Origin of the sequence: Nitrospirillum amazonense (assembly GCF_029594735.1) — a bacterium.
Taxonomy (GTDB): Bacteria; Pseudomonadota; Alphaproteobacteria; order Azospirillales; family Azospirillaceae; genus Nitrospirillum; species Nitrospirillum amazonense.
Genome location: NZ_JARPAF010000001.1, coordinates 794287 through 808967, shown reverse-complemented (window position 1 = coordinate 808967; position 14681 = coordinate 794287). Strand labels below are relative to the sequence as shown.

The window sequence follows — 14681 nt, the reverse complement described above, 5'->3', positions numbered from 1 at the left end:
AGCGACCGCGCCATGATCCTGTTCTACAACCCCGTCAGCTCCGCCTCCAAGAAGCCGGTCCTGCCCATGTCGTTGCTGGCCATCGGCGCCATGCTGGAGGGGGTGGAGGAGTATCGCATCATCGACGGCAACCTGGTGCCGGACGGGTTGACGGCGCTGCGCCAGGCGCTGGTCGAGACCAAGGCCGACATCCTGTGCGTGACGGTGATGCCGGGGCCGCAGCTGTCCAACGCCTCCCCCATCTGCCGGGCGCTGAAGGCGGAGTTTCCTCACGTCACCATCCTCTGGGGCGGCTATTTCCCCACCCTGCATGGCCAGATCGTGATGCAGGAAGCTTACGTCGATTATGTCTTCCGCGGCCATTGCGAGCTGGCCTTCGGCGAGTTCGTCGCCAAGGTGCGGGCGGGGGAGGATGTGACCGGCCTGCCGGGCCTGGGCTGGCGCGATGCCGAGGGCAAGGTGCACCTGAACCAGAAGCCGCCGGTGCCCGACATCAATGCGTTGCCGGACTTTCCCTACCATCGGGTGGACATGGACGCCTACGTCCGCTCCTCCTTCCTGGGGTCGCGCACCATCGCCCACCACGCCAGCTACGGCTGCCCCTTCCAGTGCAATTTCTGCGCGGTGGTGCACAAGGTGAACGGCCGCTATTCCGCCCAGACGGCGGAGCGGACGGCCGCCGTGGTGGAAAAGCTGGTGCGCGAGCACGGCGCCACGGCGGTGGAGTTCTACGACAGCAACTTCTTCGTCCATGAGGCCCGCTGCGCCGAGTTCGCGGAGCGCATCACTCACCTGGACATCGGCTGGTGGGGATTCGGCCGCGCCGACACCATGCTGAAGTTCAGCGACGCGACCTGGGCCAAGATGCGCAAGAGCGGCCTGAAGATGGTGTTCATGGGGGCGGAATCCGGCGACCTGGAAACCCTGAAGCGCATGAACAAGGGCGGCAAGCAGGACGGCAACGCCATCCTGGCGGTGGCGGAAAAGATGCGTCGCCATGACGTGGTGCCGGAGATGTCCTTCATCATCGGTAACCCGCCGGACCCGGCGAAGGATGCCGAGAACACCATCCAGTTCATACGGATGCTGAAGAAAGTTAATCCAGCGACGGAGATCGTGTTCTACATCTACAGCCCCGTGCCGGTGGAGGGCGCCATGCTGCAGGAGGCGCAGGCGGCGGGATTCGAATACCCGAAGGACGTGGCGACGTGGACCGAGGCGAAGTGGGAGAAGTTCGCCCAGCATCTGTCGTCCAACCTGCCGTGGATGAACGACGACATTCGGCGCAAGATCGGCAATTTCCAGCGGGTGCTGCACGCCCGCTACCCCACCATGACCGACACCCGCCTGACCCGTACCGGCCGCTTCGCCCTGCGCACTATGGCCGCCTGGCGGTACAAGACGCAGTTCTACGACTTCCCCATCGAACTGCGGCTGCTGGACAAGGTGTTCCCTTACCAGCGCCCCGAAATCCAAGGGTTCTAGGATGGGCGCCTTTCCCCTAGCGCGCGTCTGGCGGGGCCGGCGCCTGGCCGGGGTGCCGGTGGTCACCCTGATGCCGCACAGCCGCTGCAACTGCCGCTGCGTCATGTGCGACATCTGGAAGGCCAACCGCAACGGCACCAGCCTGGAACAGGCGGCGGTGGACCGGCTGGTGGACGACTTCCGCACCCTAGGCGTGCGCTGGGTGGTGCTCTCGGGTGGGGAGGCGCTGATGCACCCCAACCTGTGGGGCCTGTGCGCGGTGCTGAAGGCCCTGCCGCTGAAGATCACCCTGCTCAGCAGCGGCCTGCTGCTGGAACGGCACGCCGCCGACATCGTGGACTGGTGTGACGAGGTCATCGTTTCCTTGGACGGGCCCGAGGCCACGCACAACCGCATCCGCGGCATCAAGGACGCCTACGCCTCCCTGGCCGCCGGCGTGGACGCGCTGCGGCGCCGGCGGTCAGGCTACCCGGTGGCGGCGCGCTGCGTCATCCAGCGCGGTAATTTCCATGAGCTGCCTGCCATCGTCGATGCCGCCAAAGCCATCGGCCTGGACAGCATTTCCTTCCTGGGCGCCGACCTCACCTCCACCGCCTTCAACCGGCCGCAGGCCTGGGCGGAGGGCCGGGTGGAGGAGGTGGGCCTGGCACCGGCCGAATGCGACGCCCTGGATGCCGCCATTGATCAGTTGGCGGCCAGCCATGGCGGCGACTTCGCCGGTCGTTACATCCAGGAAAGCCCGGCTCGCCTGCGCCGCATCAGCACTCGGTACCGCGCGGCCCATGGCATGGCGCTGCCTCCGCCCGTGCGCTGCAACGCGCCCTGGGTCTCCACGGTGGTGGAAGCCGACGGCACGGTGCGGCCCTGCTTCTTCCACGAACCCATCGGCAGCCTGCGCGACGGCACCCTGCCGGAAATCCTGAATGGCCCGGTGGCCCGCTCCTTCCGCGCCGCGTTGGACGTGGACAGCGATCCCGTCTGTCGGCGCTGTGTCTGCAGCCTCAAGCTATGAGTACCGCCATGGCCACTCCCCAGGCGGCCCCGCCGCCCCCGCCCGTTTCCACCGCCACCCGCTTGTTGTGGACGCCCTGGACGGCGGCCAAGCGGGCGGTGCTGCGCCGCCGCCTGGGCCGGGCGGTGTTCGAGAAGATCCGGGGCCGCTCCTTCGTCGTCTGGCCGGGGGTGTTCAACCCTGTGGTCTTCCGTACCGGCCGCTTCCTGGCGGAATTCATCGCCACCAGCCCGCTGCTGGAACCGGCGGAGGGGGCGACTGCGCTGGACATGGGCACCGGCTGCGGCGTGCTGGGCATCTTCGCGGCCTTGCGGGGATACCAGGTGGCGGCGGTCGACGTGGTGCCCGAGGCGGTGTCCTGTGCCCGGGCCAACGCCATCCTGAACCGGGTGGCGGTGGAACTGCACCAGGGCGACCTGTTCGCCCCCGTGGCCGGCCGCACCTTCGACGTCGTATTGTTCTCCCTGCCGAAGTTCCGGGGCACGCCCACCACGACGTTCGAACAGTCCTGGCGCAGCCCTGACGTCATCGACCGCCTGGCCGCCGAACTGCCCGCCATGCTGAACCCCGGCGGCCGGGCCTATTTCGTGCTGACCAGCCACGGTGACTGCGCTGGCATGCTGAACGGTCTGGCCCAGGCGGGACTGGTGGTGGAACGGGTGCTGTGGCAGCACTTCGGGGTCGAGACGCTGGCGATCTATTCCGCGACGACGCCAAACCGCGACAGCAGCGCCGCCGTATCCAACTGAGGCCTAAGCGCCGCCAGCATTTCCGCCACGCTCATGCGCACGTGCTTGGCCTCGCCGCCTACCGTCAGGCGGCCGAAGCCCGACGGGGCGCTCAGGCGGTCGTCCACCAGCACCGGCTGCTCGGCGCAGACCACCAGCAGGATGTCGGCGGGCGTCAGGGCGAAGAAGGCATCCCACGGGTCGTCGGCGGTCCGCCGGGCGATCACCAGGTCATCGGGCGCGGTGTGCCGCCAGAAGCGGGCGGCGCGGAAGGTCAGGCTGGCGAACAGCTCCGCATCCGCCACGCGGCCACGGGCCTGGCGCAAATGATCCCATAGGGTGCCGGGGGCGGAGATGGTCGCGTCGGTGCCGAACAGCAATTGGGTATAGCGCAGGGCGGTGGCCGCGTCCGCCGTGCGGCCGAACAGGAACAGGTTGCTGGCGGGGCACCACACCAGCGCGGCCAGGCGCTGAAAATCCTCACCCTCCAGGCTCACGCCGTGCACGCCGGCGACGGCGCGGCGGAACAGGTTTTCCTTCAGGAAGGCCAGGGCACGGCGGCGGCTGTCGGCGGTCACCCCCTCCGCCAGATGCGTCACCGCCGGTCCCAGCCCGGCCATCCAGCGCCAGGGGCTGGCCAGTTCCGGCGAATGCAGGTCCTGGTAGGGCGCCAGCACGCGGATGGGGCCCTCGACCGGTGTGCCGCCATGGTCGGCCACGGCGGTCACTCCCCACAGCAGGTTCTTCAGCAGACCGACCTGGACGCGCAGGGGGGCGGGGATGGCTTCGATGCGGGTGACCAGCGCGCGGTTCGCCTGCACGTCGTGGCTCCAGCCCAGGAAGTCGTCGTAGGGCGGGGAACCGGTGGGCGGATAGCAGTTGAAGGCCAGGTGGTCGTGGGAATTGATCAGTCCTGGAAAGGCGATGCAATCGTCCAGCCGCCGGCCGTAGGTCCCCACCAGATCCGCCAGGCTGGCCGGGGGCGCGGTGGGGCCCATCCAGTGCGGCGGCATCACGGTGTCTCCGGCCCGGCATGGGACAGGCGATAGGCCAGCAGGCCCAGCGCCTCATGCGCCGCCAAATCCAGATGCGCCAGGTTGGCGGGCAGGGACAGATGGGTTTCCGGTCCCAGGGCCGTGGTCAGGTAGTTCGATGGCCAGGGGATAACCTTCCAGCCTACGCGCGAGGCCGAGAGCATGGCGCGCGGCATGTGGTAGGCGGAGGCGACCAGCAACCAGGTCTGCCCCGGCGCCGGCTGCGCCATCCGCTTGGCCAGCACCAGATTTTCAAGGGTGGTGCGCGACCGCGCTTCATAGCTCACCCGCGTGTCGTCCAGGCCCAGGTTAGCCAGCACGTGGCGTGCCACCTCGGCCTCCGGCATGCCGGCCGTGCCCAGCTCACCCGATCCGCCGCTGAAGATCACGCGCGCCTCTGGATGACGGCGGGCCAGCGCGGCGGCTGCCAGCAGGGTGCCGCCGTCCGGGCCCACGCCCGGGACCCCCCGGTCGCGCAGCACCTCGCCATTCAGGCCTTCGCCCAGCACCAGGATGCCGTCGATGGTTGGGGGCTCCATCGGCCGTGGATGGAGCCCTTCGATGGGCCGCAGGGCCCAATTGCCCACGGGCAGGGTCAGCAGGACCAGCAGTGTCAAGGCGCAGGCCGTTGCCGGCACCACGGCCGCCGGATGGCGCCGGGCCGCCAGCACGGCGGCGGCGAGGGCGCTCCATACCAGCACGTGGCTGGGCGCCACCAGGTACCAGCCGATCTTGGAGACGGTGAAGAATTCCAGCGGTGTCATCCTGGCGTACCGCCCATCAAGTGTTTGAATTTACACCGTATAGTCCTACGCTTCCGCCTCATGTCGAAGGGGTGCCGGCCATGACGATGACGGATGTGATGAGGACGCCGATGCGCCTGCTGCGCGGCCTGGGGCCGTGGCGCCGCTCGCCCCGGCGCTTCCAGCCCTTCAGCTACACCAAGCCGGACCGATACCCCTGGCTGTTCACCTTCGTGCGCGAGCGGCTGGGTGATGGGCCGGACCGCCGCCTGCTGTCCTTCGGCTGTTCGGTGGGGCAGGAGGTGGCCAGCCTGCGCCGCCTTTTCCCAGAGGCTCGGCTGAAGGGCATCGACATTGACCCGCGCAACATCGCCGACGCCCGCGCCCTGAGGCTGACGGGCGTGGAGTTCGCCGTGGGCGACAGCACGGCGGGGGAGGTGGGCGGCAGCTTTGATGCCATCTTCTGCCTGGCGGTACTGTGCAATGGTACCTTGACCACCAGCGGCGCGCAGCGTTGCGATCCCGTGCTGCACTTCGCGACCTTCCAGGCCATGGTCACGGACTTCGCCCGCTGCCTGAAGCCGGGTGGCCTGCTGTGCCTGGTCACCACCAACTTCCGCTTTCGCGATACCGACGTGGCCGCCGGTTTCGACGTGGCCCTGACCATCTCCCCCGACCAGTTGGCGCCCGATGTCATATTCGGACCGGACAACCGCCTGATGCCGGGTGAACGCTACACCGACGTCGTCTTCGTCAAGCGTTGAGCTAGAAGACATACTGGACCAGCAGGCCGATGGTCTGGACCGTGTAGTTCTCGGGAATGACGCCCAGGTAGGTGTTGTTGTTGATCACGCCTGCCGTCAGGCCGGTGTAATGGAAATCCACCACCCGCTCATAATTGAAGCGATAATACAGGCGGTAGGACAGCTCTTCCGACATTTGCCAGCGCACATCGGTTTGCAGGGCGTGGCTGTCGTAGGTGATCTCCGGGAAGCTGTTGCCGGCCTGCGCCGGCGTCAGGCTGTTGAAGAAGGCGCCGGTGCTGGCGAAGGCGTAGTCGATTGCCGTTCTGGCGCGGGTGAAGGTGTAGTCCGCGTTCAGCGAGATGACGCCCCAGCTGTGATGGGCGTTCAGCCCCAGGGTATAGTTGTCCGACCCCACCGTTTCCGTCCAGCCGTTGGCCAGGGGATAGCCTGGGCTGCCGGCACTGCCGCTGGTGCCGCTGCCGGTGGCGTTGATGTTGGCGACACCCCGGTCCTGGTTCTGATAGGTGACATAGCCCGTCAGCGTGGTCGCCGCCGACATCTGGTAGGTGTAGGCGGCGGTGATATCATAGGCGTGGGTGGCCTGCAGGCCGTAGGCGGCGTCGTACTCGTCCACCTTCAAGCTGCCGGTCAGCTGCAGGTCGCTGCGCGGGGACAGGATGTAGTTGGCCTGGCCACGCAGCACATGCTCACTGCGGTTGGCGACGTCAAACTTGCGCAGGTCGGCCAGGGCGAAGGCCGGATCGCCCGCCGGCGTCGCGGGGATATAGCCGGGCAGGGCCGAGGAATAGTAGGGCGTATAGGGGTTGGACTGGTAGTCGCTGCCGATGCGCCGCGCGAACTCATAGGACAGGCGGGCGGTGCCCCACTCATACCCCGCGGTGCTGACCTGCAGCCGGGCGATGTTGTCGTGGGCGTCCGCGATCTCCCGTACCGTGTGGTCGATGGTGTCGTTCTCGTAACTGAGGTCCAGCTTCCAATGCGTGTCCAGGCGGTAGGCCGCCTTGACCGTCGCCTGCAACGCATTGTTCGCGAAGGGCATGTTGCGGATCTGGACCAAGCTGCCCGGCGTGTTGGCCCGGTAGATGCCGCTCAAGGACGGGATGAAGGGCGCCAGCCCGCCGTCGATGGCGATGTAGCCGTACTGCCCGGTTTGCGGATTGTAGGCGACGTAGTTGGTGCGGTTGGCCTCATCCCGGTCGCGCACTTCCACCGTCAGGCCCAGGTCGGGACTGACGGTGTAATGGTACTGCGCCACCGCGTTCAGGATGTTGATGGCGGCGTTGGCGGTGGGCTGGCTCAGCGCCGAGGCGCTGTTCCATTGGCCGAGGTTGATGGTGTTGCCGCCGCTGGTGATCAGGCCGCCGCCCGTGCTGGGCGCCTGCAACTCATCATCCTGGCGCATCAGGCTGTAAGACAGGCTGGCGGTGAAGCGCGAGGCTGGCGACAGCTGCACCGCCAGATCACCCTTCACCGTGTGATAGTCGTTGTTGGGCGCCAGGCTCAGCCGGCCGGTCTGCGGGATATAGGCGCCAGCGGTGGTGTTGGAGGTCAGGCCCGGGTTTTGCCAGGTGAGATCCAGGATGTCGTTGCGGAAAAAGGACCCGGCATAGGCCAAGTTGGCCTGGAAGTTCTGTTCCTTGTAGCGCACGCCGCCGGTGACATCGACGGTCTGGTAGTGGATGGGCTGGATCAGCTGGGTGGCGCCGTTCTGGAATGGATAGCCGAAGGTGGCGCTGATGGGCTGGGTGCCGTTGCGCTGCTCATCGGAAATCTTCAGGAACAGCTCGGTATGCTCATCCGCCGTGTAGGTCAGGGAGCTGCCGGCCTTTTCCCGCAGGATGCGCAGGGTGCTGGGCCCCACCGCCGCCGCCACGGCGTTGACCTGCGCCGAGGTGGAGGCGCCGGGCGTCAGGCCGCCGCGCAGGGTGAGGTTGCCGGTGCCCACCCCGTCCCACAGCGACTTGGCGGTGGTGGAGAAGGTGTGCGGGATGCTGTCGAAATAGGCCTGCAGGTCGAACACGCCATAGCGGCCGACGTCCACCTGGTAATACTGGTCGGTGCGGCCCAGGTTCTGGCCGTAGGCGGAGGCGTGCAGGGCGGTCTTCCGGTTCTCTGCCGAGAAGCCCAGGCCGGTGACGGTGAAGCCGTTCTTCCAGTCGCCGTATTCGTTCAACGCGGCCGAACGGCTGTCCTGGCCGAAGGTGCCCATGATGCCGGCCTCGAACCAGCCCTGGGTCCACCAGTCGGGGGCGCTCTTGCTCTGCGTCATGTCCGGCGTGCGGAAGGGCACGGGATACATCAGGCCCGTGGGCGTGCGCGTCACGTCGTCGATGATGGACAGGCCGTCGTTGTCCCGCGCCCGGTTCATCACCTGGGCTGTGGGGTTCAGGACGTTGCCCGGCCCGCCATAGCCGGTGGTGCCGCTGTCGGCCTGGGCCGCCGTTGCCGCCAAGGGGGCCGCCAAGGGGGCGGTGGCCGCAAGCAGCCAGCGGGTGGAGGTTTTCAGACGAGGTCTCATCGTTCGAACCGTGCGCCGGAGGGACTGTTGGACCCGTGGATGTTCACGTGGCAGGTCTGGCAGCTGGTGGCGATCAGGCGCGGGTCGGGCATGGGCCCGCGTGCCATGTTGCCCGCCGTCAGCAGGCTGCCGGGATGGCCGTCTTGCGAGTGGCACTGCTGGCACAGCACCGGGCGCGGCGCGTTCAGCAGGTTCTCGAAGTTGGACCCGTGCGGCGAATGGCAGTTCAGGCAGCTTTCGCGCACCGGCGCATGCTCGAACAGGAAAGGCCCGCGCTTGTCGGCATGACAGGTGAAGCAGACCTCGTTCACGCTGTCGGCCTTCAGCAGCGGCGCCGTGGTCGAGCCGTGCGGGTTGTGGCAGTCGGTACAGCTGAGCTTGCCCTCCAGCAGGGGCATGTGCGACCGCCGGGCGAATTCCGCGTGCTGGGCCTTGTGACACTGGAAGCAGGTCTCGTTGATGCTTTCCCGGGCGGTCAGGCCGCGCGCGCCGAAGGTGGTCATGGGGTTGTGGCAGTCGGCGCAACCCAGCTGGTTGCTGTCATGAATGCTGTCATGCCAGAAGATGCGCTGGCCGCCGGCATGGCAGGTCAGGCACTGGCCGTTCTGCTCCGCCACCGGCGTTTTGCTTTTCTTGGAAAAGCTGATGATGGTGGTGAGGTCCGAGGGATCCTCGATATGGGCGGAACCGGGGCCATGGCAGGCCTCGCAATTCTGCGCCTGCAACTCCGTGCGCGGGTTCTGCTGGAACACCTTGGCATGGATGGTGTGGGCCCAGTTAGTCGCCTCCTGCTGATGGCAGCTCTCGCACGTCTCGCGCCCGACATAGGTGCGCTGTGCTTTCGCCTCCGCCTTTGGCGCGTCGGGCTTGGGTGCGTCGCCCTTAGGTGCGTCTGAGGCATAGCTGGCCAGGCGCGTCCATTTCGACGCCGCAGGCCGCGGGGCGGGCGCCGGGGTGAACTGGGTGGCCTTCAGGCTGGGGTAGGGGGCTTGCGCCGCCATGCCGTCCGTTGCCATGCCCATATGCGCTGGGCCTGCGGGCATGGCGGCGATGTCGCTGTCGATACGGTGCAGGGCGTCGGCGTCGACATGGCCCGCATGGATGCGCGCCATCTCATCCCGCAGGGCAGCCTGATCAGGCGGCAGCATAGGCGTTTCCGCGCGGGCCAGGCCCGCCAGGCCGCAGGCCAGCAGCAGGGCCAGAACGACGCCGCGCCTCATTGCGGCGCCAGGGATTTGAGGTAGGCGACCACGTCCCGGCGCTGTTGCTCATCCGCCAGACTGAAGGGCATCTTGTTCGAGACGGATGGGTCGCCGACGAAATCGCCCAGGTATTTGTGCGGGTTGGCCAGGTAGGCGACGATATTGTCCTCGCTCCACACCAGGCCCTTGGCCGCCGCTTGCTGTACGGCGGGGGAATAGCTGTAGCCGCCGATGCTGCCGGCCGGGCGACCGACCACGCCGAACAGGCTGGGCCCCACCTTGTTCACGCCCTGCTCCGCCGAATGGCAGGCGGCGCATTTCTTGAAGACGGTGGCGCCGTTGGCGGCGTCGCCCGCGGCGTGGGCCGTGCCGGCACCCCCCACGGCCAAGGCCACCACCAGCGCGGCGGAAAACAGGTTTTGCTTCGGCGTCATACAGCGGCTCCCTCAGTCCCTGTCCCCTCAGACGGGTGGGACCGGCGGGATATTCCCCTGCCGCCTCGAAAAAGTGAGTTTTGAATAAAGTATTGGACTAGTGGCTGGGCGTTAGACCGTCTTCTTGGCCTCCCCCGTCACCGGTGTCCAGGATGGCGGGTCGCTGGCGGGGAAGGAGTCCTCGCTGGCGTCCTCCACCGCGTCGCGATCCGGCACATAGGGCGGTGGGGCGTTGGCCTTGTCGATCAACGCCTTCTGCCCATCGGCCATGGCCTGCGGCACCACGGGGCCCGGCGTCGTGACCACGGTCTGATGGCCCCGGATGCTCGGATCCTCGGTACGGGCCGGCGCCATGGTGGGGCCGCTCAACACCTGCCGCATCTGGTGGGTCTGTGGCCGGGGCAGGGGGCGCGGCCGCTCCTCCGGATCGCTGATCTCATAGGGCAGGTTGTGGCGCTCCGCATACTCCACCGCCTCCTGCAGCTTGTCGAAGGCGAGGAAGACGTCCATTTGCGGATCGCCGCCGCCCTTCCAGCCCATCAGCGGATCGGTTTCATGGGTGGGCTTGGCCTCATACGTCAAGATCCAGGACATTTTGCGGCCCGGCGCGTTCTGCATCGTCGCCGGCGCGGGCCGGCGAATATAAGCGCGGAGCGGGACCGGGATGCCCAGAGGATCGCCCGGGGATCGAAGCGGCTTGGTCATGTGTCACCTCCAGAAGGAAACACCGCCTCAAGCGCCAATTATCCGGCTTCGTTCCCGCCCATCCGAAACGGAACCCGTCGCGCCCGTGTCTGTTGACGCCGCATACCCCTTGCGGAGACAGGATCATGAGCGAAGCAGGCAACGGCACCTCACGCCGCACGGTCATCGGCGGCTTGGCGGCGGGCACGGCGATGGCGGGTTTCACGGCGGTTCCCGCCCAGGCGGCGCCCGCGACCGCCGGAGGCAGGCGCGCGACGCCTGAATATCCCAGCCCGCCCTTTCCCAAGCAGGAACAGCAAGAGCCGCCGGGTCTGGCCAGCCGTATGAACCCCCGGCCGGACCATGGCGAGGAAAGCTACAAAGGGTCCGGCCGACTGGCGGGGCGCAAGGCCCTGATCACGGGGGGCGACAGCGGCATCGGCCGCGCCGCCGCCATCGCCTTCGCCCGCGAGGGGGCGGACGTGGCGTTCGGCTACCTGCCGGTGGAGGAACCGGATGCGAAGGAGGTGGTGACGCTGATCCAGGATGCCGGACGCAAGGCCGTGCCCCTGCCGGGCGACATCCGCAACGAGGCTTTCTGCCAGAAGCTGGTGGCCGACGCGGCGCGCGAACTGGGGGGGCTGGACATCCTGGTCAACAATGCCGCCCGGCAGCATTCGGTGGACAGCCTCACCGACATCAGCAGCGAGCAGTTCGACGACACCTTCAAGACCAACGTCTACGCCATGTTCTGGATCACCAAGGCGGCCATGGCGCACCTGGGCAAAGGGGCGGCCATCATCAACACCGCCTCGGTCAACGCCTACGACCCCTCACCCAATATCCTGGATTATTCGGCGACCAAGGGCGCCATCATGATTTTCACCAAGGGCCTGGCCAAGCAGTTGGCCAAGAAGGGCATACGCGTGAACGCCGTGGCGCCGGGTCCAGTGTGGACGCCCCTGCAGCCCAGCGGCGGCCAGCCGCCGGAAAAGCTGGTGACCTTCGGATCGGATACACCCCTGGGCCGGCCGGGGCAGCCGGCGGAGCTGGCGGCGCTCTACGTGCTGCTGGCCAGCAACGAGGACACCTTCTCCACCGGCCAGGTTTTCGGCGCCACGGGGGGGCACGGCGGGCCGTGAGGCCCGCCACCCCGGGGACTCAAGCGACCTTGAGCACCACTTTTCCTCGCACATGCTCGTCCTCCAGCACGTGCTCCGCCTCCGCCGCCTCTTCCAGGGCGAAGACCTTGTCGACCTGCACCCGCACACGGCCGGCGTCGATGAGGCGCCCGATCTCCACCAGCTGGCGGCCGTCGGCGTGGGCGGTATAGCGCGTGCCCTCGGCGCCATGCTCCCTGGCCTTGTCGGCCGACGGCTCGGTTAGGGTGGAGACCAGGACGCCACCCTGTTTCAGGACTGACCATGACCGGTCCTGGGTTTCCCCCGCCACCAGGTCGTAGACCAGGTCAACCTCCGGCACCTCATCCTCGAAGCGCTGGTTCTTGTAGTCGATGGCCTTGTCCACGCCCAGGGACCGCACCCACTCCAGGTCCCCTTCGGAACAGGTGGCGTAGACGGTGGCGCCGTAGGCCTTGGCGAACTGCACGGCGAAGTGGCCCACGCCACCGGCGGCACCGTGAACCAGCACCCGCTGCCCGCCCTTTAGGCGGCCATGGTCGAACAGGCCCTGCCAGGCCGTCAGGGCCGCCAACGGCACCGCAGCGGCGTGGATGGGATCCAGCCTCTCCGGCTTGGGCGCGCAATGGGCAACGTTGGCCACCACGTACTCGGCATGGCCGCCCCGGTCGGTGGGCAGCATGGCGAAGACCGCGTCCCCTTCCGTATAGCCGGTGACGGCGCGGCCGCATTTCTCAATCGTGCCGCACATGTCGCGGCCCAGGGTCAGCGGCAGCTGGTCGGCCGGGAGGTACTTGCCACTGCGGATCTTGTAGTCGACGGGGTTCACGCTGGCCGCCTGGACCCGTACCAGCACCTCATAATCACCGGGCTCGGGTTTGGGCACATCTTCCAGCGTCAGAACCTCGGTCCCGCCAAAGCTGTGGATACGCACCGCCTGCATCGGAGCCTCCTCTCTCTCACGTGGGGACGATGGGGCAGCAAACCCGCCAGCGCCGTCATGGTTCCGCGTCGTCGGTGGGAACCAGGTCGCCCCATCCACGGCGCTGCCATAGTGCACCAGTACCTGGGCGCCCCGATCCCGCGGGAAGCACCGGTGACGAGAGCCAGATGTGAACCGAGCCTCGGACGGCGTTTAACCGCCGTGCTCGAGGGATAAGGCCGGGATAGGTCCGGCCCGCCACAATTTCAGGCGAACCCTATTTGTCGCCCACGATGCGGGCGCGGCGGGGGGACTGGCGGCGGAAGGCGGAATAGTACTTTGCCATCACCTTGCTGGGGGCGGCCAGCCGCGCCAGCAGTTGGTTACGGAAACCGATGGCCAGGGCGTCCTGCGGCTCGTGGGCGAGGTTCGCCGTGGGATGTTTGACCCAGGCGGGAATCGCCGGCTCTGCCGGGATGAGGCCCAGTTCGCGTCCCGTGGTGGCGAAGAGGGAGAGGGCGTGGTCGATCTGGCTGCGGCTGTGCGCGGCGCTGACGCTGGAGCGGAGCAGGGCGAGGCCCTTGGGGGTGGCGGGGGGCAGGCTGACGTTGGTGTAGAGGCCGGCCTCCAGCAAGCGTGTCCAGAAGGCGAAGGCCGTCTTGGGGTCGGGCATGATGGCGGAGACGACGGGGCTGGCCTCCGGCCCGACATGGAAGCCCAGGTCGGCGAGGCCGGCATGGAAGCGGCGGGCGTTGTCCATCAGCTGCTGGCGCAGGGCCGGGCGGTGGCGCAGCTGGTTCAGCGCCTCCGTCACCGCCGCCACCACGGCCGGGGGCAGGGAGGCGGTGAACATGTAGGGGCGGCTGGCGACGCGCAGGATGTCGAAGCCGTCCATGTCGCTGACGCAGAAGCCGCCGATGCCACCCAGGCTCTTGGAGAAGGTGCCGACGACGAAGTCGACTTCGTCCTCGACGCCGGCCGCCTCGGCCAGGCCGCGTCCGGTGCGCCCCAGGACGCCCAGGGAATGGGCCTCGTCCACCACCAGGTAGGCGCCCCACTTGCGCTTGACCTCGACGAACTCGCGCAGGGGGGCGGTATCGCCCAGCATGGAATAGATGCCCTCGACGACGATGACCTTGTCGCCGGGGGTGTCGGCCAGGCGGCGCAGGCGGTTGTCGAGGTCGTCGGGGTCGTTGTGGCGGAAGCGGGTGACCTGGGCATGGCCCAGGCGGGAGCCGTCATAGATGCTGGCGTGGCTGTCGGCGTCCAGGATCAGGTGGTCGTCCTTGCCGGCCAGGGCGGAGAGGATGCCCAGGTTGGCCTGGTAGCCGGTGGAGAACACCATGCAGTGCCGCCGGCCGTAGAAGTCGGCCAGGTGGCGTTCCAGCTGCCGGTGGCCGCCGTAGCTGCCGTTGGCGACGCGCGAGCCGGTGGTGCCGGCGCCCAGGCTGCGGGTCGCGGCGACGGCGGCATCGATGACGTGGGGGTCGTAGGTCAGCCCCAGGTAGTTGTTGGTGCCCAGCAGCAGGATGCGCCGGCCGGCGATCATCCCCTCGGTCGGGGAAAGCACCCGGTCGAAGCTGACGTTGAAGGGGTTGTGACCGGTGGATTCCAGGCTCTCGAACTGCCCCATCAGCGGCGCGTACTTGTCGAAAAGAGCCATGGATCAGCGGCCGCCCTTAAGGTCTTGCGCCGCGGCGACGAGATCACCGACGGTCTTCACCTCGGCGATCCGATCCAGCGGGATGGAGATGTCGAGTGCATCCTCGATCTCCATCACGAAATCCATGACCGCGACCGAATCCAGACCGAGGCCTTCGGTGATGTTCGTATCATCGGACAATTCGACGGGTCTATCCAGCGCGGCACGGAGGGCGTCGAAGACAAGCGACCGGATCTGCTCTGCTGAGTTCTGCATATCTTGGCATCGGAAACGTTATGGGGGGAACGTTATGAGGGCACTCGATCGCTTGGGCGCCCCGTGATGAGGATCAATGGTCACGGCACGGGGGT

Annotated in this window: 14 protein-coding genes; 5 read left to right on the top strand and 9 right to left on the bottom strand. The window is 67.7% G+C overall.

Annotated elements, in window-relative coordinates; genetic code table 11:
* Positions 1-12 precede the first annotated feature (12 nt).
* From P5F91_RS03370 to P5F91_RS03360, 3 genes are read left to right on the top strand one after another with little or no spacing between them, the layout of a single operon-like run.
* Positions 13-1485 carry a B12-binding domain-containing radical SAM protein gene (locus P5F91_RS03370; protein ID WP_277906496.1) on the top strand — a complete coding sequence of 491 codons (1473 nt, stop codon included), beginning with the start codon at positions 13-15 and terminating at the stop codon, positions 1483-1485.
* A 1-nt stretch (position 1486) separates the two neighbouring features.
* Positions 1487-2497: a radical SAM/SPASM domain-containing protein gene (locus P5F91_RS03365; protein ID WP_277906495.1), complete on the top strand. Its 1011-nt coding sequence runs from the start codon at positions 1487-1489 to the stop codon at positions 2495-2497.
* A gap of 8 nt (positions 2498-2505) precedes the next feature.
* Positions 2506-3246 carry a methyltransferase gene (locus tag P5F91_RS03360; RefSeq protein WP_277906494.1) on the top strand — a complete coding sequence of 247 codons (741 nt, stop codon included), beginning with the start codon at positions 2506-2508 and terminating at the stop codon, positions 3244-3246.
* Here P5F91_RS03360 and P5F91_RS03355 read toward each other — a convergent pair.
* Positions 3195-4238 (bottom strand): amidohydrolase family protein, encoded by a 1044-nt coding sequence (locus P5F91_RS03355; RefSeq protein ID WP_277906493.1) that lies wholly within the window; start codon positions 4236-4238, stop codon positions 3195-3197. The two genes, P5F91_RS03360 and P5F91_RS03355, sit on opposite strands and share 52 nt — an antisense overlap.
* On the bottom strand, positions 4238-5023 hold the full coding sequence (locus P5F91_RS03350; protein WP_277906492.1) for a YdcF family protein: 786 nt from the start codon (positions 5021-5023) through the stop codon (positions 4238-4240). The genes P5F91_RS03355 and P5F91_RS03350 overlap by 1 nt, the downstream gene beginning before the upstream one ends.
* 80 nt (positions 5024-5103) lie before the next feature.
* Between P5F91_RS03350 and P5F91_RS03345 the strand changes: the two genes are divergently transcribed.
* Complete coding sequence (locus tag P5F91_RS03345) at positions 5104-5766, top strand: class I SAM-dependent methyltransferase (RefSeq protein WP_277906491.1); 663 nt, start codon at positions 5104-5106, stop codon at positions 5764-5766.
* Position 5767: 1 nt separating this feature from the next.
* Here P5F91_RS03345 and P5F91_RS03340 read toward each other — a convergent pair whose 3' ends face one another.
* The 4 genes from P5F91_RS03340 to P5F91_RS03325 form a co-directional block, all read right to left on the bottom strand.
* A complete protein-coding gene (locus P5F91_RS03340) occupies positions 5768-8287 on the bottom strand; it encodes an MtrB/PioB family outer membrane beta-barrel protein (RefSeq protein ID WP_277906490.1) in 2520 nt (839 codons plus the stop codon).
* A complete protein-coding gene (locus tag P5F91_RS03335) occupies positions 8284-9507 on the bottom strand; it encodes a DmsE family decaheme c-type cytochrome (RefSeq protein ID WP_277906489.1) in 1224 nt (407 codons plus the stop codon). Before P5F91_RS03335 ends, P5F91_RS03340 begins: the two co-directional genes overlap by 4 nt.
* On the bottom strand, positions 9504-9923 hold the full coding sequence (locus P5F91_RS03330) for a c-type cytochrome (protein WP_277906488.1): 420 nt from the start codon (positions 9921-9923) through the stop codon (positions 9504-9506). The genes P5F91_RS03335 and P5F91_RS03330 overlap by 4 nt, the downstream gene beginning before the upstream one ends.
* A gap of 111 nt (positions 9924-10034) precedes the next feature.
* Entirely contained in the window at positions 10035-10628 is a 594-nt protein-coding gene (locus tag P5F91_RS03325; protein WP_277906487.1) for an NADH dehydrogenase ubiquinone Fe-S protein 4, read from the bottom strand.
* A 125-nt stretch (positions 10629-10753) separates the two neighbouring features.
* Here P5F91_RS03325 and P5F91_RS03320 point away from each other — a divergent pair, with 125 nt between their 5' ends.
* Complete coding sequence (locus P5F91_RS03320; RefSeq protein WP_145613529.1) at positions 10754-11749, top strand: SDR family oxidoreductase; 996 nt, start codon at positions 10754-10756, stop codon at positions 11747-11749.
* A gap of 19 nt (positions 11750-11768) precedes the next feature.
* Here the strand turns inward: P5F91_RS03320 and P5F91_RS03315 are convergent, their stop codons facing one another.
* From P5F91_RS03315 to P5F91_RS03305, 3 genes are all read right to left on the bottom strand, one after another.
* Positions 11769-12689 (bottom strand): NADP-dependent oxidoreductase, encoded by a 921-nt coding sequence (locus P5F91_RS03315; protein WP_277906486.1) that lies wholly within the window; start codon positions 12687-12689, stop codon positions 11769-11771.
* Positions 12690-12945: 256 nt separating this feature from the next.
* Positions 12946-14331, bottom strand: coding sequence for a serine palmitoyltransferase (gene spt, locus P5F91_RS03310; protein WP_422394442.1), 1386 nt, complete (start codon positions 14329-14331; stop codon positions 12946-12948).
* Between the two features lie 3 nt (positions 14332-14334).
* Complete coding sequence (locus tag P5F91_RS03305; RefSeq protein ID WP_004274421.1) at positions 14335-14586, bottom strand: acyl carrier protein; 252 nt, start codon at positions 14584-14586, stop codon at positions 14335-14337.
* Positions 14587-14681: the final 95 nt, after the last annotated feature.

Coding starts and splice junctions, on each gene's coding strand:
- P5F91_RS03370 (WP_277906496.1), top strand. CDS start 13: ATGATCCTGTTCTACAACCCCGTCAGCTCCGCCTCCAAGAAGCCGGTC.
- P5F91_RS03365 (WP_277906495.1), top strand. CDS start 1,487: ATGGGCGCCTTTCCCCTAGCGCGCGTCTGGCGGGGCCGGCGCCTGGCC.
- P5F91_RS03360 (WP_277906494.1), top strand. CDS start 2,506: ATGGCCACTCCCCAGGCGGCCCCGCCGCCCCCGCCCGTTTCCACCGCC.
- P5F91_RS03355 (WP_277906493.1), bottom strand. CDS start 4,238: ATGCCGCCGCACTGGATGGGCCCCACCGCGCCCCCGGCCAGCCTGGCG.
- P5F91_RS03350 (WP_277906492.1), bottom strand. CDS start 5,023: ATGACACCGCTGGAATTCTTCACCGTCTCCAAGATCGGCTGGTACCTG.
- P5F91_RS03345 (WP_277906491.1), top strand. CDS start 5,104: ATGACGATGACGGATGTGATGAGGACGCCGATGCGCCTGCTGCGCGGC.
- P5F91_RS03340 (WP_277906490.1), bottom strand. CDS start 8,287: ATGAGACCTCGTCTGAAAACCTCCACCCGCTGGCTGCTTGCGGCCACC.
- P5F91_RS03335 (WP_277906489.1), bottom strand. CDS start 9,507: ATGAGGCGCGGCGTCGTTCTGGCCCTGCTGCTGGCCTGCGGCCTGGCG.
- P5F91_RS03330 (WP_277906488.1), bottom strand. CDS start 9,923: ATGACGCCGAAGCAAAACCTGTTTTCCGCCGCGCTGGTGGTGGCCTTG.
- P5F91_RS03325 (WP_277906487.1), bottom strand. CDS start 10,628: ATGACCAAGCCGCTTCGATCCCCGGGCGATCCTCTGGGCATCCCGGTC.
- P5F91_RS03320 (WP_145613529.1), top strand. CDS start 10,754: ATGAGCGAAGCAGGCAACGGCACCTCACGCCGCACGGTCATCGGCGGC.
- P5F91_RS03315 (WP_277906486.1), bottom strand. CDS start 12,689: ATGCAGGCGGTGCGTATCCACAGCTTTGGCGGGACCGAGGTTCTGACG.
- spt (WP_422394442.1), bottom strand. CDS start 14,331: ATGGCTCTTTTCGACAAGTACGCGCCGCTGATGGGGCAGTTCGAGAGC.
- P5F91_RS03305 (WP_004274421.1), bottom strand. CDS start 14,586: ATGCAGAACTCAGCAGAGCAGATCCGGTCGCTTGTCTTCGACGCCCTC.